The following is a 20292-nucleotide window of genomic DNA, read 5'->3' on the forward strand; positions in this document are numbered from 1 at the left end:
TTAGTTTAGAAAAATCTGAACTAAGTTTTTGCCCGTAGCGATTCTTCCCCGCCACTACATTTCGCATCATCGGCCCCACAGCGGCGTCCGAACCTGTGCTCAACGGCGCGCCGGCATAAATAAAACAAAGACGATGAGGCCCTACCCGTGGACAAGATTCTTCACCAACCACTGGGCGGCAACGAAATGCCGCGCTTCGGCGGCATCGCCACCATGCTCCGACTTCCCCATGTCCCGACCGCTGCCGGCCTCGACGCTGCCTTCGTTGGCGTGCCGCTGGACATCGGCACTTCGCTGCGCCCCGGCACCCGCTTCGGACCGCGCGACATCCGCACCGAATCGGTGATGATCCGCCCGTACAACATGGCCACCGGCGCCGCGCCGTTCGACTCGCTGTCGGTTGCCGACATTGGTGACGTGGCGATCAACACCTTCAACCTGCTCGACGCCGTGCGCATCATCGAAGAGGCCTACGACAATATTCTCGAGCACAACGTCATCCCGATGACCCTGGGTGGCGACCACACCATCACCCTGCCGATCCTGCGCGCGATTCATAAGAAGCACGGCAAGGTAGGCCTGGTGCACATCGATGCCCACGCTGACGTCAACGATCACATGTTCGGCGAGAAGATCGCCCACGGCACCACGTTCCGTCGTGCCGTCGAAGAAGGTCTGCTCGATTGCGATCGCGTGGTGCAGATCGGTTTGCGTGCCCAGGGTTACACCGCCGACGATTTCAACTGGAGCCGCGATCAGGGCTTCCGCGTGGTCCAGGCCGAAGAGTGCTGGCATAAATCGCTGGCGCCGCTGATGGCTGAAGTACGCGAGAAAGTCGGCGGCGGTCCGGTGTATCTGAGTTTCGACATCGACGGCATCGACCCGGCCTGGGCGCCCGGCACCGGCACCCCGGAAATCGGCGGCCTGACCACCATTCAGGCGATCGAAATCGTCCGTGGCTGTCAGGGCCTCGACCTGATCGGCTGCGATCTGGTAGAAGTCTCGCCCGCTTACGACACCACCGGCAACACCTCGCTGCTGGCCGCCAACCTGCTGTACGAAATGCTCTGCGTACTGCCTGGCGTGGTTCATCGCTGAGGGTCGGGTCATGCACGCACATGATCAGGTTTTGCACGCGGCCGCCGAGTTGGTCGCCGCGTTTGCGCGTAACGATCGCGAAGCTTATTTCGGGGCTTTCAGCGCCGATGCCAGCTTCGTTTTCTACACCCTCGATCAGCCGTTGCTGTCGCGCGATGCCTATCAGGCATTGTGGGACCGCTGGCGTGCCGAGGAGGGTTTCGAGGTGCTGTCGTGCACCTCGAGCAACGCCTTTGTCAGCCTGCAGGGTGACGTGGCGGTTTTCATCCATGACGTGGCCACCGAGCTGCGCATGCAAGGGGAGCAACACTTCAGCCAGGAGCGCGAGACGATTGTTTTCCGAAGACAAGCGTCGAGCCTAGAACAACAAGGCCTATGGCTGGCCTGTCACGAACATTTGTCCGCAATGCCGGAAGGGCTGCCACCCCCTTAGCCAATGGTGACGCTCACGCACGATGAGCGCGCCTGATGATCGGAGCAGATCATGAATAACAACAACAACGAAAAAAGCCTTAGCAGCATCGAAACAAACGGGGTCGAACAGATCCCGGATCATGAGCGCGACGCCCGACCCAGCGACTTGTTTCGCTTGATCTTCGGCGGCGCCAATACGTTTGCCACCGCTGTGCTCGGTAGTTTCCCGGTGCTGTTCGGCCTGTCGTTTCAGGCCGGTGTCTGGGCAATCGTTCTGGGCGTGGTGGTCGGTGCGCTGATCCTCGCGCCGATGGGCCTGTTCGGTCCGCTCAACGGCACCAACAACGCCGTGTCTTCCGGTGCGCACTTCGGCGTGCACGGGCGGATCGTCGGTTCGTTCCTGTCGTTGTTGACCGCGATCGCGTTCTTCTCACTGTCAGTGTGGAGCTCGGGTGATGCGCTGGTCGGCGGCGCCAAACGCCTGGTCGATTTGCCGGAAACCGACCTGACCCTGGGCCTGGCCTACGGTCTGTTCGCGCTGCTGGTGCTGACCGTGTGCATCTACGGTTTCCGCATCATGCTGTGGGTCAACCGCATCGCCGTGTGGGCCGCAAGCCTGTTGTTCCTGCTCGGCATCTTCGCCTTCGCCCCTGCATTTGACAGCCAGTACGCCGGCAGCGTGGCGCTGGGTCAGGCCGGGTTCTGGGCGGCATTCATCGGCGCGGCACTGGTGGCGATGAGCAACCCGATTTCCTTCGGTGCGTTCCTCGGCGACTGGTCGCGCTACATCCCGCGTGAAACGCCGAAAGGCCGAATCATGCTGGCGGTGATCGCCGCGCAACTGGCAACGTTGATTCCATTCCTGTTCGGCCTCGCCACCGCCACCATCGTCGCGATCAAGGCGCCGGACTACATCGCCGCGAACAACTATGTCGGCGGCTTGCTGGCGGTGTCGCCGAGCTGGTTCTTCCTGCCGGTGTGCCTGATTGCGGTGATTGGTGGCATGTCCACCGGCACCACGTCGCTGTATGGCACCGGCCTGGACATGTCCAGCGTGTTCCCGCGCGTGCTGTCCCGGGTCAAGGCGACCTTGCTGATCGGCGTGCTGTCGATCGCCTTCATCTTCATCGGCCGGTTTGCGGCGAACCTGGTGCAAAGCGTGTCGACCTTCGCCGTGCTGATCATCACCTGCACCACCCCGTGGATGGTGATCATGATCATTGGCCTGCTGGTGCGGCGCGGCTTCTACTGCCCGGATGATCTGCAAGTGTTCACTCGCGGCGAGCAGGGCGGACGCTACTGGTTCAGCCACGGCTGGAACTGGCGCGGTCTGGGGGCGTGGATTCCGAGTGCGCTGGTCGGCCTGTGCTTCGTCAACCTGCCGGGGCAGTTCGTCGGCCCGCTGGGCGAACTGGCCGGTGGCATCGACATCAGCTTGCCGGTGACATTGGGCCTGGCGTCGGTGGTGTATCTGACGCTGCTGCGCTTGTTTCCCGAGCCTCGGGAAGTGTTTGGGCCGAGCGATGTGCGCAGTGAAGCCGCCATAAAACCTCAACTGCGCCAGGCCGCCTGATTAAACACAAGACCCCGTAGGAGTGAGCCTGCTCGCGAAAGCGATCTGTCAGTCACATCTTTGTTGAATGTGCGTGCGTCTTCGCGAGCAGGCTCGCTCCCACAGGAAAGCCCTGCAGAACCCATTTGCCTCACCATAAAAAAGACAATCGGAGACACGCCATCATGGCTTTGGATTTATTCGTCGTACTCATTTATGCCGCTGCGATGCTGATTCTCGGCTACTACGGCATGCGCAAGGCCAAGACCCACGAAGACTATCTGGTGGCCGGGCGTAACCTGGGGCCGTCGCTGTACATGGGCACCATGGCAGCAACCGTCCTCGGTGGCGCGTCCACCGTCGGCACCGTGCGTCTGGGCTACGTGCATGGCATTTCCGGTTTCTGGCTGTGTGCGGCACTGGGCTGCGGCATCGTCGCGCTGAACCTGCTCCTCGCCAAGCCGCTGCTGAAGCTCAAGGTATTCACCGTTACTCAGGTCCTGGAGAAGCGCTACAACCCAATGGCACGCACCGCCAGTGCGACGATCATGCTCGCTTACGCGCTGATGATCGGCGTGACCTCGATTCTGGCGATCGGCACTGTGCTGCAAGTGTTGTTCGGTCTGCCCTTCTGGATCTCCGTATTGCTGGGCGGCGGTATCGTGGTGATTTATTCAACGATCGGCGGCATGTGGTCGCTGACCCTGACTGACATCGTCCAGTTCGGTATCCAGACCGTCGGCCTGATGTTCCTGCTGTTGCCGATCTGCCTGTACCGCGTCGGTGGCTGGGATCAACTGGTCGCGCAGCTGCCGGCGGCCAGCTTCAACTTCACCAGCATCGGCTGGGACACGATCATCACCTACTTCATGATCTACTTCTTCGGCATCCTGATCGGCCAGGACATCTGGCAGCGGGTGTTCACTGCCAAAAGCGAGAAAGTCGCCAAGTACGCCGGCACTTCAGCGGGGATCTACTGCATTATCTACGGTCTGGTCTGCGCCTTGATCGGCATGGCTGCGCATGTGCTGATTCCGGATCTGGACAACGTCAACAACGCCTTTGCCGCCATCGTCAAAGTCTCGCTGCCTGACGGCATCCGTGGCCTGGTGATCGCTGCCGCACTGGCGGCGATGATGTCCACCGCCAGCGCCGGCCTGCTCGCCGCGTCCACCACCCTGACCGAAGACCTGCTGCCGAAACTGCGCGGCGGCAAACAGTCCAACGTCGCGGTCAGTCGTCTGTTTACGCTGCTGACAGGGATCGCGGTGTTGGGGATTGCTCTGGTCGTCAACGACGTGATCAGCGCCCTGACCCTGGCTTACAACCTCTTGGTCGGCGGCATGCTGATTCCGCTGATGGGCGCGATTTTCTGGAAGCGTGCGACGACTGCCGGGGCGATCAGCGCGATGACGCTGGGCTTTATCACGGCGCTGGTGTTCATGGTCAAGGACGGCATGGACGCGAACACGCCGATCTATTACAGCCTGGGTGTCAGTCTGGTGAGCTTTGTACTGGTCAGCCTGTTCTCGCCACGCCCGGCGACCGTGGCAACGGCGGTGTGAATCGGCTGTAACGACTTGATGTTTTCTTCAGCGGGTGTGGCGTCGGAGGCCACACCCGTTTTTTTCGCTTGGCGAAAAGCAAAAGATCGCAGCCTCCGGCAGCTTCTACAAACTGTAGAAACTGTCGACGGCTGCGATCTTGAATTCTCTGATCGGAGCTATTAACGCCGACGTGGCTGGCGCCGACGCTGTTCGTCGTCCGTGCGAATCGGTACCGGTTGCAGAGGCGGTTCGATCAAACCGAGGGCAACTCCCAAATCGTGCAGCCAGTTCTGGATTTTCTCTTTCATCGTCATGCCCCCTTCAGGGTGGTGCTGAGCGGCCGGAATTCTGAGGCCGCTTCGCACTGATAATAGTCCGAAGTCCTACGCAATGCTCGGCCAAATCCGCAATGATCTGTTACTGAATTGAACAGAATCTGTTGCGATTGGTTCACGCTGTTTCACGCACTTCATGCAAAGCCACGGGATAGACCGCTTGCTGCACGTCGATCCAGGCATTCAGGTTGGCCCCGGCCATACCCTTGCGCCACATGAGCCACGTTGTCGCACCCGCGAACGGCTCGGCCAACGGATGCACGGCGACGCTTTCGCGACCCGGCAGGCTGGCCAACATCGACTCGGCCATCAACGCCACACCACTGCCGGCAATCACACACGCGAGCATGCCCTGATACGACTCGATCTCCATCGGCCGGCCCATCGCCGCGTGGTAGTGAGAGAACCACGCCTCCAGACGCATGCGATATGAACAGCCCCGACGGAAGGTGAATACCGAGCGCCCTTCCACGTCGCGCGCACTGAGTACCGGCGGATGGTCGATTTCGGTGATCAGCACCAGGCGTTCTTCGCACAGCGGCACGCCATCGAGCCCGGCCAGTTCCAGCGGTCCGTCGACCAATGCCGCGTCGAGGCGGCCGGTGAGCAACCCTTCGAGCAATTCCCCGGTCGGCGCCGATTGCACCTGCAAATTCACCATCGGGTACTGCTTGTGATAGCGCGCCAGCAACGCCGGCAGATGGATCGCCGCCGTGCTGTACATGGTGCCCAGCACGAAGTCGCCGGCCGGTTGCCCGCCCATCACCGCCGCACTGGCCTGATTGCGCAGAGCGAAGAGCTTGCCGGTGTAGTCGAGCAGGACCTTGCCCGCCGGCGACAACTGCAAGCGCTGCCGTTCGCGGACGAACAGCTCAACGCCCAGTTGCTCCTCGAGCTGTTTCAGGCGCGTCGACAGATTCGATGGCACGCGATGCAGACGCTCGGCGGCGCGGGTGATCGAGCCTTCCTCGGCGACCGCCTGAAATATCCGCAGTTGGCTGAATTCCACCTGCTTTCTCCTGAACAGAACAAGTTACTCACTATTATTCAATTTTAAAGAAAGTCAATCGATCCTAGCCTGACGGTCATTGATCCTTGAAGGAAGCCCGACCATGTCGCCGCTGATTCGCTTGTCTGCTTGCTTTGTTGCCCTGATGCTGGCCATGGGCATCGGCCGCTTCGCCCTGACGCCGCAAATGCCGCATCTGCTCAGCGAAGGGCAGATCGACCTGACCGCTGCCGGTCTGATCGCGGCGGCCAACTACCTCGGCTATCTGCTGGGTGCGGTGGATGCGATGTTCGCCCAGCGGCCGCAGCAGGTGCAGCGACGATTGCATGGCGGGCTGTTGCTGTGCGTGCTGCTGACCCTTGCGTCGTTCTGGGCCAATGGTTTCTGGTCGCACTTGCTGTTGCGTTTCGGCACCGGCGTGGCAAGTGCCTGGGTGCTGGTGATGATCACTTCACTCAGTCAGCCGCTGGCGGCGGCCGCGGGTCGTCCGCGCTGGGGTGCTCTGGTTTTTGCCGGACCGGGTCTGGGGATTTTTCTCACAGGGCTGCTGGCGCTGATCTCACACCGTTTGCAGCAGACATCGGCAACCCTGTGGCTGATTTATGCGGCCGCCGCGTTGCTGATGATGCTCGGCGTCTGGCGGTTGTTGCCGCAGCCCGCAACGGTAATGAAGACGACGATCGCCCCGGCGACTTCAGCGAACCGAGGCATTGGCCGGCTGGCGCTGGTGTACGCGCTGTACGGCATCGGCTACATCATTCCGGCAACGTTCCTGTCGCAGATGGCCAACGCGCAGTTTCACGGCCAGTGGCAGGCGGATCTGTTCTGGCCGTGCTTTGGCCTCGGCGCGGCAATCGGTGTGTGGTTGGTGAGTCTGCGCCGGCATGATCCCGAGACCACGCGGCACTGGTTGCTGGCGACGTTGTGGCTGCAAGCGGCCGGAGTGTTCGCCTGTCTGCTGGGCAGCGGCCTCGGCCTGGCGTTGGGGGGGATCCTCTGCGGCACGCCGTTTCTGGCCTGCATGCAACTGGTCATGCAGCGTTCGCGAGAGCTGGCGCCCCACGCCACTCAGCGCAACGCCGGGATGCTCACGGCGTGCTTCGCTGTCGGCCAGCTGAGCGGCCCGTTGCTGGCGGCGCTGAGCAGCCATTTCAGCGGCGGTTTGCAGCCAGCGCTGCTGATCGCCGGCGCCGGCCTGTTGTTGGCCGGCGCGCTGGCGATGCAGGCCAAGGCTACTGGCCCAGCGCCTTGCGCAAACGCCGACGCAGCCACTGTTCGGCGCTGACGAAAGTGATGCCGAGCAGCACCAGTACGGCGCCGATGACGAAGTTCACGCTCAACGCTTCACCCAGCAGGAGTACGCCGAAGGTCACGCCGAACAACGGCGTCATGAACGAGAACACCGCAAGGTTCGCCGCCAGATAACGGCGCAGCAGCCAGAACCACACCAGGTAGCTGAAGAACGACACCACCAGCCCTTGGAACAGCACACTGGCCACCGCCACGGTAGTCAGGCTGACGTGGGTGATCTGGCCGCTGAACAACGCGATCAACAGCAGACCGATGAAACCGACCATAAGCTGATAAAACAGGGTCAATGTCACCGGCGCTTCCGACAGTCGCGAGGCCCGTACCACCACGGTGGTCGCGCCCCAACAGGCGCCGGCCAATACGCCGAAGGCATCGCCCAGCAGCATGCGCCGATCAAGGTTGTCCCACGACACACCACCGGCGAAGGCAATCGCGATGCCGATGAACGCCAGCAGAATCCCCAGCCATTGCAACGGGCGCAACCGCTCGCTGGCCAGCAGGAAATGCACGCCGAGTGCGGTGAAGATCGGCGCGGTATAGAGGAACACCGACATATGCGCGGCGGTGGTCAGTTGCAGGCCTTCGGCGATGAACAGGAACTCCAGACCAAACAGCGCACCGGCCAGCAAGCCGCCGCGCCAGGTGCTGCCGACCTGATCCCAACCGCCCTTCCAGCAGATCAGCAAACCGACCAGTAACGCAGAAATTCCTGAGCGCCCCGCCGCTTGCATCACCGGCGCGATGTCCGTTGCCGCCCACTTGATCAGAACTTGCTGCACACCCCAGATCAGGCACAGGCCGATCATCACTTGCAGGGCAAAACCGTCGGCATTGCGCCGCTCGGCACTCACCGCAACACCTCTAACACACACAACATGGCAGGCCATCCAATGGTCAGAAAACAGTGTCGGGGATTATCAATCAGATGCGCGGAAAAAGCCGTCTGGAAAAGACCTTTATTTGGTCAGTGGCGTCAGCGCTGAATGGTTGACGGCTGCGCCGTCATTCGCGGGCAAGCCCGCTCCCACAGGGGATTTGTGGTGGAAGTGGAATTTGTGAACGACGGGAATTCATTGTGGGAGCGAGCCTGCTCGCGAAGAGGCCAGCATTGGCAACGCAACTGAAAGATCAGCTCACGCAAACCGCTTCGCCACCAAATAACCTACCGTGCAAGCAACTGCAGTCGCCACTATCCCCCACGCCCAATCCATCAAACTCACCTGCACCGACCAGTCGCGCAAGGTCGCCCAATTGGTCAGGTCATAAGTGCCGTACGCCACCAGCCCCAACAGCCCGCCCAGCTTCGCCGCTCGCTGCCAGCTCAGCGCCGGCAACACGACAAACACCACGCAGCCAATCACGTACAGGCAATAAAAAACCGCTGCGGGCAACAGCAGCGGTTTTTCCAGCATCAGCGAACCGAGCAGTTCGCGATAGGTCGGCGCCATCAGCAGCCCGAGCCAGATGCCATCGAGCAGCAGAAACGTCAGCAACGTAGCGACGTAAGCGATCAACGCCTTTTTCATTTGCCCTTCCCTCTAAATGTAGGAGCTGCCGAAGGCTGCGATCTTTTGATCTGTTTATTCAAGATCAACAGATCGCAGCCTTCGGCAGCTCCTACCATGGGCCTGCGGCGAGTCAGGTTAGTTCAATGCGATCGGCGTGGATGACGATCTTGCCTTCCTTGTACAGCGAGCCGATGGCTTTCTTGAAGTTGCCCTTGCTGACGCCGAACAGGCTGCTGATCAATGCCGGATCGCTCTTGTCACTGACCGCCAGGGTGCCGTCGTTTTCGCGCAACTTGCCGAGAATCTTCGAACTCAGGCTGCTGGCCGCTTCCTGGCCAACCGGTTGCAGGCTCAGGCTGATCTTGCCGTCGGCGCGCACTTCCTTGATGAAGCCTTTCTCGCGCATGCCCGAACGCATGAACTTGAAGATTTCATTCTTGTGAATCAGGCCCCAGTGCTTGTTGTTGATGATCGCCTTGAAGCCCATGTCGGTGGCTTCGGCTACCAGCAGATCAACTTCCTGGCCCGGGCTGTAAGTAGCCGGGGTTTTGTCCAGATAACGATCGAGGCGTGCTGTGGCGGTGATGCGGCGCGTGTGTTTGTCGAGGTAGACGTGCACCACGCAATATTCGCCAGCGGTCATCTGGCGCTTTTCTTCCGAGTAGGGCAGCAACAGATCTTTGGGCAGGCCCCAGTCGAGGAACACGCCGATGCTGTTGACTTCAACCACTTTCAGGCTGGCAAATTCGCCGACCTGAACTTTCGGTTTTTCCGTGGTGGCGAGAAGTTTGTCTTCGCTGTCCAGATAGATGAATACGTTGAGCCAGTCTTCATCTTCGCTGGGAATATCTTTAGGGATATAACGGTTAGGCAAAAGAATTTCGCCATCGGCACCGCCGTCCAGATATAAACCGAAGTTAGTGTGTTTAACCACTTGCAAACTGTTGTAACGCCCGACTAAAGCCATTTCCGAAACCCTCAATACGTGGGCGGCATTCTACCCGTTTTTGCCGCCAACGTCGGGCGACAGATCCTCGCAGCGGAAAATCTGCGTCAACCTGTTGATTTGCTTGAGCACTGCCCGACGAGGTGCCGCTCGTCAGTCCGCCCAAGCGGCTTGCGGCTGCGCCCGATCGCCTCGTCGCGCGCACATGTTCTTATTTAAAACAGCAGCTTAGCGGCATATTTAAAGTATCGAACCGGCAATAATGCAGCTCTGGGGTTGGTTATTCCGGGGGATATTTACCAAGCTATTGTCAAGTTATTCCTGTACGATGCTTGGCCGAGTTACTTTTCTAAAGGTTAATGGCCGCCATGCGTGTAAAAGCATCCACCAGCAAAGCAAAGCCAGCTCCAGCCGTTGAAACCAGCGAATCGATCAACGATCAGATCGCAGCATTCCTCAAGTCCGGCGGCGAGATTCAGCAAATTGCCAAAGGCGTCAGTGGCCAGACATTCGGCCCGTCCAAGCAGATCAGCCTGGGCAAGAAGTAATACCGGTTTCACCCCGTCCAGAGGCGCTTTGAGCTTCGAAGCGCCTGGACTGGCACCCCGCAACACCCCTTCGCTTTAAACAAAAATTCCCGAAAATCGACGAACGGCCATCAATGCCGGACATTCGCCGGTATCCTTGCACGCGTCTAGATCAAGCGTTTCAGCAGGCCTTCGCCCTGCGCTCGCGGTTCATGGAGTGACGCATGCGCCTATTTCCCTGTTTATTGTTCGTCAGCCTGCTCTCAGGCGCGACTGCGCACGCGCAGGTTTTTCAGGGTGAGTTGGGCGACTTCGATCTCAAGCTAGGCACCACGCCCAGCCGCAGCATGGCCCAGGGTCTGGTGAAACCGGCGGCGGTCGGCTCGTTCCACGGCGGCCTCGACCTGAGCCACGACAGCGGCGTGTATTTCGGCCAGTACGCGCCGAGCATGGGCATCAGCCCGGGCAAGAACCTCGAGATCGATTCCTACGTCGGCTTCAAGCAACCTTTCGATCAGGTGCTCGGCTATGAAGTCGGCATGATCCATTACAGCTATCCCCGCGTGGACACCCTCGACAGCCAGGAGCTGTTTGGTGGCCTGACTCTGCTCGGCAGTCGCTTCGGCATTGCCCTGAGCAACGACCCGGATAAACAGAACAACACCTTGTTTGCCGACCTCACTGGCAATCAACCGTTCGGCATTGGCGTGAGCATGAAATACACCACGCACCAGTTGAATACACCGGCAGCGGTGGACGGTGGTTACATCAGCAGTTTCACCGATTGGTCGGTAAAACTGTCGCGGCCGTTCATGGGCGTTGATCTTGATCTGATCTACAGCGACTCCAGCCTCAGCGGTAGCGATTGCTCGGCCTATTCCGGGCACAACAGCGAGTGCGACGGCCTTGTCACTCTCAAGGCTGTACGCACGTTCTATTGATCGGCTGAACTGCCGCGCGCATCCTGCATCACATAAGAATCAGATTTCCGACGCCAGGCTCTCGCAAGGATTTGCCCATGTCTCGCTGGTTCAAACAGATTGCCGCCCTGCTGATCTTCACCCTCGCCCTTGGCGCTTGCAGCCGCGTGGGCCTGGCCTACCGCAACCTCGACGTGATTATCCCGTGGTCGCTGAGCGATTACGTGGACATGAACGGCGAGCAGAAAGACTGGTTCAACGAACGGCTCAAAGAACACCTGAGCTGGCACTGCACTACGCAGTTACCCGATTACCTGGACTGGCTGGACCGATTGCAGGCCATGGTCGAAAGCAATCAGGTCACCGACGCCGCCCTGCAGGAGCGCACCGCCGAAGCCAAGCAGGCCATTGCCGAAACCGCCCGGGAAATCACCCCTTCGGCCATTGAGCTGCTGCAAGGTCTGGACGATAAACAGGTGGCGGAAATGAACGACGCGTTTGCCAAGGATTTGCGCAAACGTCAGCAGGAATACGTGAAACCGCCGTTAGCGCAGCAGATCAAGGAACGCGGCGAGCGCATGGAAAAACGCCTGAACGATTGGCTGGGCCCGCTCAGCGACACGCAGAAACAACGCGTTGTGGCCTGGACCAACGCCTTGGGCGACCAGAACACCCAATGGATCGCCAACCGCGCGCATTGGCAGCAACAGTTCAGCGCCGCGGTTGCGCAACGCAAAAGCGCGGAATTCCCACAACGCATCGAGACGCTTCTGGTCAACCGCGAGCGGTTATGGACAGCGGATTACCGCAAGGCCTACGCCAACACCGAAGCCCAGGCGCGCTCGCTGTTCGTTGACCTGATGGCAGAGAGCACACCGCAGCAGCGTGAGCGTTTGTTGAAGAAAATCGAGGGAGTGCGTAAGGACTTCAATGACCTCAAGTGCCTGAAGGCCGCGCAGAAACCTTAAATAAACCAATGGCCCATTGTGGGAGCGAGCCTGCTCGCGAAGGCGGAATATCAGACAGATCAAATGTCACTGACAGACCGTATTCGCGAGCAGGCTCGCTCCCACACGGCGGACTTCGCTGGTTCAGGCGATTTGAGCCTTTGAGGCGACTTCATCAAACGTCACTTCATCCAGCGCATCCTCCTGCTCATCCAGCACCTGACGCGGATGATCGTTGCCGGGGATGCTGCTGTCGATCAGGCTCAGCAGGCTGGAGCCGCGCGGGGTCAGAATGAAATTGTTGCCAGTACTGCCCTCATGATCCGGCCGCGGCTCGATGAATCCGCGCTCCAGCAAGAGCTTTTCATAATCACAGGCCAGGGTTTTCAAGTGATCGAGATTGTCGATCGGCTCGCCGGCGCTGGCTTTCTCGGCCGCATGGTCTTCGGCATAAGCGCGGGGTGCGAAGCTGTGGCCAGCGCTGTTCTGCACTTCATGCAGCAAACGTTCAATCAGATCCCAGTTATAAGTCGTCATCCTGATCCAACCTCCGGTGCGGGTGATTTTGTGCCGCGTTCAAGGTTGTGACCGAAGCGCTGCGCAGCCGTTCAGCAGTATTTCAGGCCTCGACCGACCGGCGGCTGTCGATTACCTCGCACGTTGAACGACTAGGCTGAAACAGCCGGTTCAATCCGCAGGAGACATCGTCATGAACGTTGCAAACCATCCGGTGGTATCACGCGAAGAATGGCTCGCCGCCCGCGAGCAGCATCTGGCCCACGAAAAAGCCTTCACCCGCGAACGCGATCGCCTCAGCGCCGAGCGCCGCGCCTTGCCGTGGGTGAAGGTCGACAAGGACTATCATTTTCAAGGGCCGAACGGCGAGCTCAAGCTCAACGACCTGTTTGGCAACAACAGCCAGTTGATCATCTACCATTTCATGTTTGCCAAAGGCTGGGAGCAAGGCTGCCAGGGCTGCTCGTTCCTCAGTGACCACATTGACGGCGCCAACCAGCACCTGGCCCATCACGACGTCGCCGTAGTCGCCGTTTCCCACGCGCCGTTCGACGAGTTTCAGGCATTCAAACAACGGATGGGCTGGAAATTTGACTGGGTCTCGTCAGAAGGCTGCGATTTCAATTACGACTTCGGCGTCTGCGCCCGGGCTGAAGACGTCGCCAAGGGAACGGCGACGTACAACTACGAGAAAACCGACAGCGCCGAGGAAGAAATGCCAGGGCTGAGCGTGTTTTATCGCAACGCGGATGGCGACGTATTCCACACCTATTCCACTTATGCCCGAGGTCTGGACATGCTGGTTGGCGCCTACCACTATCTGGATCTGACGCCCAAGGGCAGGAATGAAGACGAGATCATGCAATGGGTGCGGCATCATGATCGGTATGACGGTGCGACGAAGTCGGGCTGCTGTCATGCCGATTGAGCGCAACGCTGCCTCCACAGTTTCTGAACTTTTACCAGGCTTCGGCCCTCAACCGGTTAACCCGCCTTAACCGGAACTGAGGCCTGCCCATGAAAACCCTGATCAAGCTGTCCCTCGCCGCCACCCTTGTCTGCGCCCTGCCCGTCTGGGCCTGCACGCCGGAAGAGGCGACGATCAAACGCGAACAACTGGCCAAGGAAGTCTCCAAGCTCACCGAGCAGAATCCAGAAAAGGCCAAGGAGATCAACGCCGAGTTGCAGAAAATGGATCTGGGCACGGCCAGCGCCGATCTGCCGGACAAATGCCAGTTGATCGATCAGCGTCTGAAGGAACTGGGGTCGGCGGAGAAGAAAGCTGACAGTTAAGACGAAAAAAAAACCGGACAATGTCCGGTTTTTTTATATGTGATGCTAAAGCTTACTCAGCCGCAGGCTCGGCTGGCTTGCGGCGCTTGAGCGGGGCCATGCCGTCGCTGCTCACCAGAGAATCCGGCTTCGGACGGTTGACGCTCTTGCGCTTGGTCGGCGTCTTGGCGGCGGTTTTCTTTTTGTCGCCCTTGGCGTCAGTCTTTTTCTTTTTCACGCCGACGGCTTTGCCCGAAGCCTTGACCTTTTTCGGTCCGCCGTAGGTGCCTTTGACTTCCTTAATCGTGCGGCGCTCGAAGCTCTGCTTCAAGTAGCGCTCGATGCTCGACATCAGGTTCCAGTCGCCGTGGCAGATCAGCGAGATCGCCAGACCATCGTTGCCGGCACGGCCGGTACGACCGATGCGGTGCACGTATTCGTCGCCGCTGCGTGGCATGTCGAAGTTGATCACCATGTCCAGGCCATCGACGTCCAGACCACGGGCTGCAACGTCAGTCGCGACGAGGATTTTCACGCCGCCCTGCTTTAGACGATCGATCGCCAGCTTGCGATCCTTCTGGTCTTTCTCGCCGTGCAGCACGAACGCCTTGTATTCCTGCGCCACCAGACGACCGTAAATGCGGTCGGCCATGGCGCGGGTGTTGGTGAAGATGATGGCCTTCTGGTAGGTCTCGTTGGCCAGCAGCCAGTTCACAATCTGCTCTTTGTGCTGATTGTGGTCGGCGGTGATGATTTGCTGACGAGTCGTCGAGTTGAGCTGGCTGACCGCGTTGAGCTGCAGGTGCTCCGGGTTGTTCAGGACCTTGGCGATCATCTCGCGCAGACCGGAACCGCCGGTGGTGGCGGAGAACAGCATGGTCTGCTGACGGTTCGGGCACTCATCGACCAGACGCTGCACGTCCTCGGCGAATCCCATGTCGAGCATGCGGTCGGCCTCGTCGAGCACCAGCACTTCGACCTCTTTCAGGTCGAGGTTGCCAGCGTTGAGCTGTTCGATCATCCGCCCCGGAGTGCCGATGAGGATGTCCGGCACTTTGCGCAGCATTGCGGCCTGGACTTTAAAGTCTTCGCCGCCAGTGATCAGGCCGGACTTGATGAAGGTGAACTGCGAGAAGCGTTCGACTTCCTTCAAAGTCTGCTGGGCCAGTTCACGGGTTGGCAGCAGGATCAGCGTCTTGATGCTGACGCGGATCTTCGCCGGGCCGATCAGGCGATTGAGAATCGGCAGGACGAAAGCGGCGGTTTTGCCGCTACCGGTTTGCGCCGTCACCCGCAGATCACGCCCCTGGAGCGCCAGCGGGATGGCCGCGGCTTGCACTGGCGTTGGCTCGACAAATTTCAGCTCGGCCACGGCTTTGAGCAGGCGTTCGTGCAGGGCGAATTGGGAAAACACGGGTGCTACCTCGAAGATATGCAAAAAAACAGCTGCATAGGTTACCGGTTTCGAGCGCTCAGGCCGAGTTTCTTTGTGCAAACGGCGACAATCAGTGGTTTTTTTGTTGCCCGATTTGTCACTCGCTGCAATACACAGCGTTTTAAATGCTCTAATCGGCCCTCGCGTCTTACAGAAGAAACGTTTCGCTCATGGATATCAAACAGCTCTGGCTCAAAGCCCAAGGCCTCTGGGGCACGCTCGAAGAGCACCCACTTCTGCAATCGGGACTGGCGCTGTTGGTGCTGCTGGTCATCGCGCTGGTGCTCGGACGAGTGGCGCGTTATCTGATCCTGCACGCCAGCCGCATGCTCGGCCGTCAACCGGCGTTGCACTGGATCAACGACTTTCGCCACAACAAGGTGTTTCAACGACTGGCGCAGATGACGCCGTCGCTGGTGATCCAGTTCGGCCTGCACCTGGTGCCGGAGCTGAGCAAAACCGCGATGAATTTTCTCGGCAACGTCGCCCTGGCCTTCACCATCCTGTTCCTGCTGCTGGCGGTCAGCGCCCTGCTCAACGCCCTGCTCGACATCTACGCACGCACCGAACACGCTCGCACCCGCTCGATCAAAGGCTATGTGCAGTTGACGAAAATGGTCTTGTACGTGTTCGGCGCGATCATTATCGTCGCCACCCTGATCGACCGCTCGCCGCTGTTGCTATTGTCCGGTCTGGGTGCGATGTCGGCGGTGATCCTGTTGGTCTACAAGGACACGCTGCTGTCGTTCGTCGCCAGCGTGCAGTTGACCAGCAACGACATGCTGCGCGTCGGCGACTGGATCGAAATGCCGCAAGTCGGCGCCGATGGCGACGTGGTCGACATCACGCTGCACACGGTCAAGGTGCAGAATTTCGACAAGACGATCGTCTCGATCCCGACATGGCGGCTGATGTCCGAGTCGTTCAAGAACTGGCGTGGCATGCAGCAATCGGGCGGTCGGCGGATCAAACGCAGCCTGTTCATCGATGCCAGCGGCGTGCGCTTCATCCGCGACGACGAGGAAGAAAAGCTCTCGCAGGTGCACCTGCTGACCGACTACATGGGCCGCAAGAAAGCCGAGCTCAAGGCCTGGAATGAAGCCCAGGGCAATGTCGCGGCGATGTCGGCCAACCGCCGCCGCATGACCAATATCGGCACCTTCCGCGCCTATGCGCTGGCGTATCTGAAGAGTCACCCGGAGATTCAGCCGAACATGACCTGCATGGTCCGGCAGATGCAGACCACCGCGCAGGGCATTCCGCTGGAAATCTACTGCTTCACCCGCACCACGGTGTGGGCCGATTACGAGCGGATTCAGGGGGATATTTTCGATTATTTGCTGGCGGTGTTGCCGGAGTTTGGCTTGAGTCTGTATCAGCAGCCGAGTGGCGGGGATTTGCGCGCGGGGTTGCTGCCGGCGGTGTTGGGCTCGGCGAGTATTCCGCAGCCGGAAAAACACCTGATGTAACCCAAAGATCCAATGTGGGAGCGAGCCTGCTCGCGAATGCAATGTGTCAGTCGACCCATACTTATCTGACCCAACGCCTTCGCGAGCAGGCTCGCTCCCACAGGGGTTATGCAGTGACCGGTTTTTTTCGGACGCCCAGTCTGCTGATCCACACCGCTGCCAGAATCACACCCCCGCCGAGGAACAACCGCCCCAGTTCCTCATGCTGATTCCAGATCAGCAGATTCAACAGCAGCCCCACCGGCACATGCAGGTTGTTCATCACCGCCAGCGTGCCGCCGTTGACCATGCACGCGCCTTTGTTCCACCAATACAGGCCCAACGCCGTCGACACCAAACCGAGGAACAGCAACACCGCCCATTGCAGCGGCGCTTCCGGCAGGAAGTTCGACTTGCCGAACAACAGGAACGCCGGCAGCACCACCGCCAGTGCGCCCAGGTAGAAATAACCGAAGCGCCGGTAATGTGGCAGATCGCTCGGATGCTTGGCCACCAGATGCTTGTACAACACTTGTCCGGCGGCGTAGGTGAAGTTGGCCAGTTGCAGCAGCAGGAAGCCCATGAAGAAGTCCGGACTGATGCTGTCGAAGCGAATCACCGCTGCACCGCCCACAGCGACCAGCGCGGCAACCAATGCCCACGGATTAAAGCGGCGGTTCAGCGCGTCTTCGATCAACGTCACATGCAGCGGCGTGAGGATGGTGAATAGCAACACCTCCGGCACCGTCAGCACACGGAAGCTCAGGTAAAGGCAGACGTAAGTCACACCAAACTGCAACGCGCCGATCAGCAACATGCCACGCATGAACGCCGGCTCTACCGAGCGCCAGCGCGTCAACGGAATGAACACCAATCCGGCCAGCACCACACGCACCAGCACCGCGAAGTAACTGTCGACATGCCCGGCCAGGTATTCGCCGATCAGACTGAAGGAAAACGCCTGGATCAGCGTGACAAAAAGTAGATAGCCCATGTTCGCCTCGAAAATCGAATGGCGGCGACGATAGCGGGTTTTGCGCCAGACCGCGAACCCTCGAACAACACAAATCCCTGTGGGAGCGGGCTTGCCCGCGATGAGGGAGTGTCAGGCAAGTATTTGTCGACTGACACTCCGCCATCGCGGGCAAGCCCGCTCCCACAGGGACTTATGTGAAATTCGGATGTGCAGTGTTCAGAAAAATCGCAGACAAAAAAAAGCCCGATCTCGCTAAAGCGTTCAATCGGGCTACAGCACTCAGGAGCAAAAGTGCAAAGGGAGGTTCGATGCGCGTGGAACCTTGAAGGGGTTGCGCCAGGTCACTAGACCATCCAGCGATTATCTGGCGATTAACCGATCAAGCGACCTGAGACAATTTGGCATTGGCCTGATTCAGGCCCTTTTCCTGGAAGTCACCGCCCAGGTTCATGCCCTCGGCATGGATAAAGGTCACGTCGTTGATCCCGATGAAACCCATTACCTGCCGCAGGTACGGTTCCTGGTGATCCGCCGGACCACCGGCATACACACCGCCGCGAGCGGTCAGGACAAAGGCGCGCTTGCCGTTGAGCAGACCTTGCGGACCGGTTTCGGTGTACTTGAAGGTCACCCCGGCGCGCAGCACATGATCGAGCCAGGCCTTGAGCGTGCTCGGGATCGCAAAGTTGTACATCGGTGCAGCCATCACCAGCACGTCGGCGGCGAGCAGCTCATCTGTCAATTCGTTGGAGCGGTCCAGCGACGCCTGTTCACTGTCGTTGCGCTGTTCGGCGGGCTTCATCCAGCCACCGAGCAAGTTGGCGTCCAGATGCGGCACCGGGTTCGCGGCGAGGTCACGCACGGTGATCTGATCGGCAGGGTGCGCGGCTTTCCACTGAGCGATGAAAGTCTGGGTCAGTTGACGGGAAACCGAGTCTTGCTGGCGGGCACTGCTTTCGATGATCAGAACGCGGGACATGGTGTGTAGCCTCCATCCGAATATGTTGTAAGTCGATGGAGTGAAGGTTAAACAGAGTCGAATCGATGAAAAAGCGCAAATATCCGCTGTAACCCATCGATAAATTCGTTTATAAGCTAGACCCACATACCCATGCGGGAGCGAGCCTGCTCGCGAAAGCGGAATGTCAGTCACATCATCTCTGGATGACACTCCGTCTTCGCGAGCAGGCTCGCTCCCACAATGGATCCATGGCGTTCAGAAGACCGAGCTTATTTCGGGGTGCAGGTCAGTTTGATGCGCAGCTTGATGATTTCGCGGGTGAACTTGGCCGTGGCGTTTTTATGCTTGCCGGCCGGCACATCGATGCTGCGCGTGCGTGGTGCTTCCGGGCCGTTGCTGAACACCGCACGGCAGGTCGCGTCGACATCACCGTAGTTGGCCACACGGATCGAGCCGATGTCGTTGTCGGTATCGAAGGTCTCGTAATCGATCTTCATGCCGTTGAGATCCTTTTGCACATCGATCGGATAGGCAAACGCGGTCAGCGGCAGCAGCGCCAGCACCACACAACAGATTTTTTTCATTCGGCAGTCTCCATGAGGGACGGCCAGCTTAGGACAAGAGGAGCTATTGATGAAAGCGCCCCGCGTGACCCTTGATCAATGGCGAACGTTGCAGGCCGTGGTCGACCACGGCGGATTCGCCCAGGCCGCCGAGGCCCTGCACCGTTCGCAATCATCGGTGAGCTACACCGTCGCCCGCATGCAGGATCAGCTCGGCGTGCCGTTGCTGCGCATCGATGGGCGCAAAGCTGTGCTCACCGAAGCCGGCGGCGTATTGCTGCGCCGTTCCCGGCAACTGGTCAAACAGGCCAGCCAACTCGAAGACCTCGCGCATCACATGGAGCAAGGCTGGGAAGCGGAAGTGCGGCTGGTGGTGGATGCGGCCTACCCAAGCGCGCGGATCGTCCGCGCCCTGACCGCGTTCATGCCGCAGAGTCGCGGCTGCCGCGTGCGTCTGCGTGAGGAAGTGTTGTCGGGCGTCGAGGAAGTGCTGCTCGAAGGCGTGGCGGATCTGGCCATCACCGGCCTGAGCATTCCGGGCTACCTGGGTGCGGAGTTGAGCGATGTCGAGTTCGTCGCCGTTGCCCATCCTGACCACCCGCTGCACCGGCTCAACCGCGAGCTGAGCTTTCAGGATCTGGAAACCCAGATGCAAGTGGTGATCCGCGACTCCGGCCGCCAGCAGCCGCGCGATGTCGGCTGGCTCGGCGCCGAGCAGCGCTGGACCGTCGGCAGCCTCGCCACAGCCGCGACCTTCGTCAGCAGCGGCCTGGGCTTTGCCTGGCTGCCGCGACACATGATCGACCGCGAACTCAAGGATGGCTCGCTCAAGGTGCTACCGTTGGATCGGGGCGGCAGCCGCAATTCGAGCTTCTATCTGTATTCGAACAAGGACAAGCCCCTGGGCCCGGCCACACAAATCCTAATCGAATTGTTGCGCACCTTCGACACCTTGCCGCTGGACGCACCGTTTGCCGCACCAGAACAAGCCTGACACGGAGTTCACC

The 20292-nt window shown here is 59.7% G+C and carries 22 protein-coding genes; 12 read left to right on the plus strand and 10 right to left on the minus strand.

Going from position 1 to position 20292, the window contains the following annotated elements; translation table 11 throughout:
• The first annotated feature begins 147 nt into the window (after positions 1–147).
• The 4 genes from speB to ACMYUN_RS07365 all read left to right on the plus strand — a co-directional run bounded on the left by speB (position 148) and on the right by ACMYUN_RS07365 (position 4629).
• Positions 148–1098, plus strand: a complete 951-nt coding sequence (gene speB, locus ACMYUN_RS07350; RefSeq protein WP_003222717.1) for an agmatinase — start codon at positions 148–150, stop codon at positions 1096–1098.
• A 10-nt stretch (positions 1099–1108) separates the two neighbouring features.
• Positions 1109–1531, plus strand: coding sequence for a YybH family protein (locus ACMYUN_RS07355; RefSeq protein ID WP_310407294.1), 423 nt, complete (start codon positions 1109–1111; stop codon positions 1529–1531).
• Positions 1532–1582: 51 nt separating this feature from the next.
• Positions 1583–3085 (plus strand): purine-cytosine permease family protein, encoded by a 1503-nt coding sequence (locus ACMYUN_RS07360; RefSeq protein ID WP_415763351.1) that lies wholly within the window; start codon positions 1583–1585, stop codon positions 3083–3085.
• A 164-nt stretch (positions 3086–3249) separates the two neighbouring features.
• A complete protein-coding gene (locus tag ACMYUN_RS07365) occupies positions 3250–4629 on the plus strand; it encodes a sodium:solute symporter (RefSeq protein WP_415763352.1) in 1380 nt (459 codons plus the stop codon).
• Between the two features lie 161 nt (positions 4630–4790).
• Here the strand turns inward: ACMYUN_RS07365 and ACMYUN_RS07370 are convergent, their stop codons facing one another.
• Complete coding sequence (locus tag ACMYUN_RS07370) at positions 4791–4919, minus strand: PA1414 family protein (protein ID WP_003184145.1); 129 nt, start codon at positions 4917–4919, stop codon at positions 4791–4793.
• Positions 4920–5061: 142 nt separating this feature from the next.
• Positions 5062–5955: a putrescine utilization regulator PtrR gene (gene ptrR / locus ACMYUN_RS07375; protein WP_415763353.1), complete on the minus strand. Its 894-nt coding sequence runs from the start codon at positions 5953–5955 to the stop codon at positions 5062–5064.
• Positions 5956–6058: 103 nt separating this feature from the next.
• Here ptrR and ACMYUN_RS07380 point away from each other — a divergent pair, with 103 nt between their 5' ends.
• On the plus strand, positions 6059–7240 hold the full coding sequence (locus ACMYUN_RS07380; protein WP_415763354.1) for a YbfB/YjiJ family MFS transporter: 1182 nt from the start codon (positions 6059–6061) through the stop codon (positions 7238–7240).
• Here the strand turns inward: ACMYUN_RS07380 and ACMYUN_RS07385 are convergent.
• From ACMYUN_RS07385 to ACMYUN_RS07395, 3 genes are all read right to left on the minus strand, one after another.
• Positions 7188–8117: a DMT family transporter gene (locus ACMYUN_RS07385; protein ID WP_129998989.1), complete on the minus strand. Its 930-nt coding sequence runs from the start codon at positions 8115–8117 to the stop codon at positions 7188–7190. The genes ACMYUN_RS07380 and ACMYUN_RS07385 overlap by 53 nt on opposite strands.
• 282 nt (positions 8118–8399) lie before the next feature.
• A complete protein-coding gene (locus ACMYUN_RS07390) occupies positions 8400–8792 on the minus strand; it encodes a DUF2177 family protein (protein WP_039761019.1) in 393 nt (130 codons plus the stop codon).
• A 112-nt stretch (positions 8793–8904) separates the two neighbouring features.
• Positions 8905–9741 (minus strand): S1 RNA-binding domain-containing protein, encoded by an 837-nt coding sequence (locus ACMYUN_RS07395; RefSeq protein ID WP_016771157.1) that lies wholly within the window; start codon positions 9739–9741, stop codon positions 8905–8907.
• Positions 9742–10079: 338 nt separating this feature from the next.
• Here ACMYUN_RS07395 and ACMYUN_RS07400 point away from each other — a divergent pair, with 338 nt between their 5' ends.
• The 3 genes from ACMYUN_RS07400 (at position 10080) to ACMYUN_RS07410 (ending at position 12135) form a co-directional block, all read left to right on the plus strand.
• A complete protein-coding gene (locus ACMYUN_RS07400) occupies positions 10080–10268 on the plus strand; it encodes a hypothetical protein (RefSeq protein ID WP_016985943.1) in 189 nt (62 codons plus the stop codon).
• Positions 10269–10471: 203 nt separating this feature from the next.
• The gene (locus tag ACMYUN_RS07405) at positions 10472–11188 is read left to right on the plus strand and encodes a TorF family putative porin (RefSeq protein WP_415763355.1); all 717 of its coding nucleotides are present in this window, start codon (positions 10472–10474) and stop codon (positions 11186–11188) included.
• 77 nt (positions 11189–11265) lie between these two features.
• On the plus strand, positions 11266–12135 hold the full coding sequence (locus tag ACMYUN_RS07410; RefSeq protein ID WP_415763356.1) for a DUF6279 family lipoprotein: 870 nt from the start codon (positions 11266–11268) through the stop codon (positions 12133–12135).
• Between the two features lie 123 nt (positions 12136–12258).
• On the opposite strand, the gene ACMYUN_RS07415 is transcribed toward ACMYUN_RS07410, so the two are convergent.
• Positions 12259–12651, minus strand: a complete 393-nt coding sequence (locus ACMYUN_RS07415; RefSeq protein ID WP_056783658.1) for a hypothetical protein — start codon at positions 12649–12651, stop codon at positions 12259–12261.
• 172 nt (positions 12652–12823) lie between these two features.
• Between ACMYUN_RS07415 and ACMYUN_RS07420 the strand changes: the two genes are divergently transcribed.
• Both ACMYUN_RS07420 and ACMYUN_RS07425 read left to right on the plus strand, forming a co-directional pair.
• Positions 12824–13558, plus strand: coding sequence for a DUF899 domain-containing protein (locus ACMYUN_RS07420; RefSeq protein WP_415763357.1), 735 nt, complete (start codon positions 12824–12826; stop codon positions 13556–13558).
• A gap of 89 nt (positions 13559–13647) precedes the next feature.
• Positions 13648–13923 (plus strand): hypothetical protein, encoded by a 276-nt coding sequence (locus tag ACMYUN_RS07425; protein WP_024012041.1) that lies wholly within the window; start codon positions 13648–13650, stop codon positions 13921–13923.
• Between the two features lie 52 nt (positions 13924–13975).
• Here the strand turns inward: ACMYUN_RS07425 and ACMYUN_RS07430 are convergent, their stop codons facing one another.
• Entirely contained in the window at positions 13976–15316 is a 1341-nt protein-coding gene (locus tag ACMYUN_RS07430) for a DEAD/DEAH box helicase (protein ID WP_415763358.1), read from the minus strand.
• Positions 15317–15507: 191 nt separating this feature from the next.
• Between ACMYUN_RS07430 and ACMYUN_RS07435 the strand changes: the two genes are divergently transcribed.
• Positions 15508–16806: a mechanosensitive ion channel family protein gene (locus ACMYUN_RS07435; protein WP_415763359.1), complete on the plus strand. Its 1299-nt coding sequence runs from the start codon at positions 15508–15510 to the stop codon at positions 16804–16806.
• 106 nt (positions 16807–16912) lie between these two features.
• On the opposite strand, the gene ACMYUN_RS07440 is transcribed toward ACMYUN_RS07435, so the two are convergent.
• From ACMYUN_RS07440 to ACMYUN_RS07450, 3 genes are all read right to left on the minus strand, one after another.
• Positions 16913–17779, minus strand: coding sequence for a carboxylate/amino acid/amine transporter (locus tag ACMYUN_RS07440; RefSeq protein ID WP_039761003.1), 867 nt, complete (start codon positions 17777–17779; stop codon positions 16913–16915).
• Between the two features lie 361 nt (positions 17780–18140).
• On the minus strand, positions 18141–18740 hold the full coding sequence (locus ACMYUN_RS07445) for an FMN-dependent NADH-azoreductase (protein ID WP_415763360.1): 600 nt from the start codon (positions 18738–18740) through the stop codon (positions 18141–18143).
• A 251-nt stretch (positions 18741–18991) separates the two neighbouring features.
• On the minus strand, positions 18992–19306 hold the full coding sequence (locus ACMYUN_RS07450) for a 3-phosphoglycerate kinase (protein ID WP_310407519.1): 315 nt from the start codon (positions 19304–19306) through the stop codon (positions 18992–18994).
• 49 nt (positions 19307–19355) lie between these two features.
• Here ACMYUN_RS07450 and ACMYUN_RS07455 point away from each other — a divergent pair, with 49 nt between their 5' ends.
• Positions 19356–20279: a LysR family transcriptional regulator gene (locus ACMYUN_RS07455; RefSeq protein WP_415763361.1), complete on the plus strand. Its 924-nt coding sequence runs from the start codon at positions 19356–19358 to the stop codon at positions 20277–20279.
• The last annotated feature ends 13 nt before the right edge of the window (positions 20280–20292 follow it).

This window comes from Pseudomonas sp. CP4 (genome assembly GCF_047758505.1).
Lineage (GTDB): Bacteria > Pseudomonadota > Gammaproteobacteria > Pseudomonadales > Pseudomonadaceae > Aquipseudomonas > Aquipseudomonas fluorescens_AO.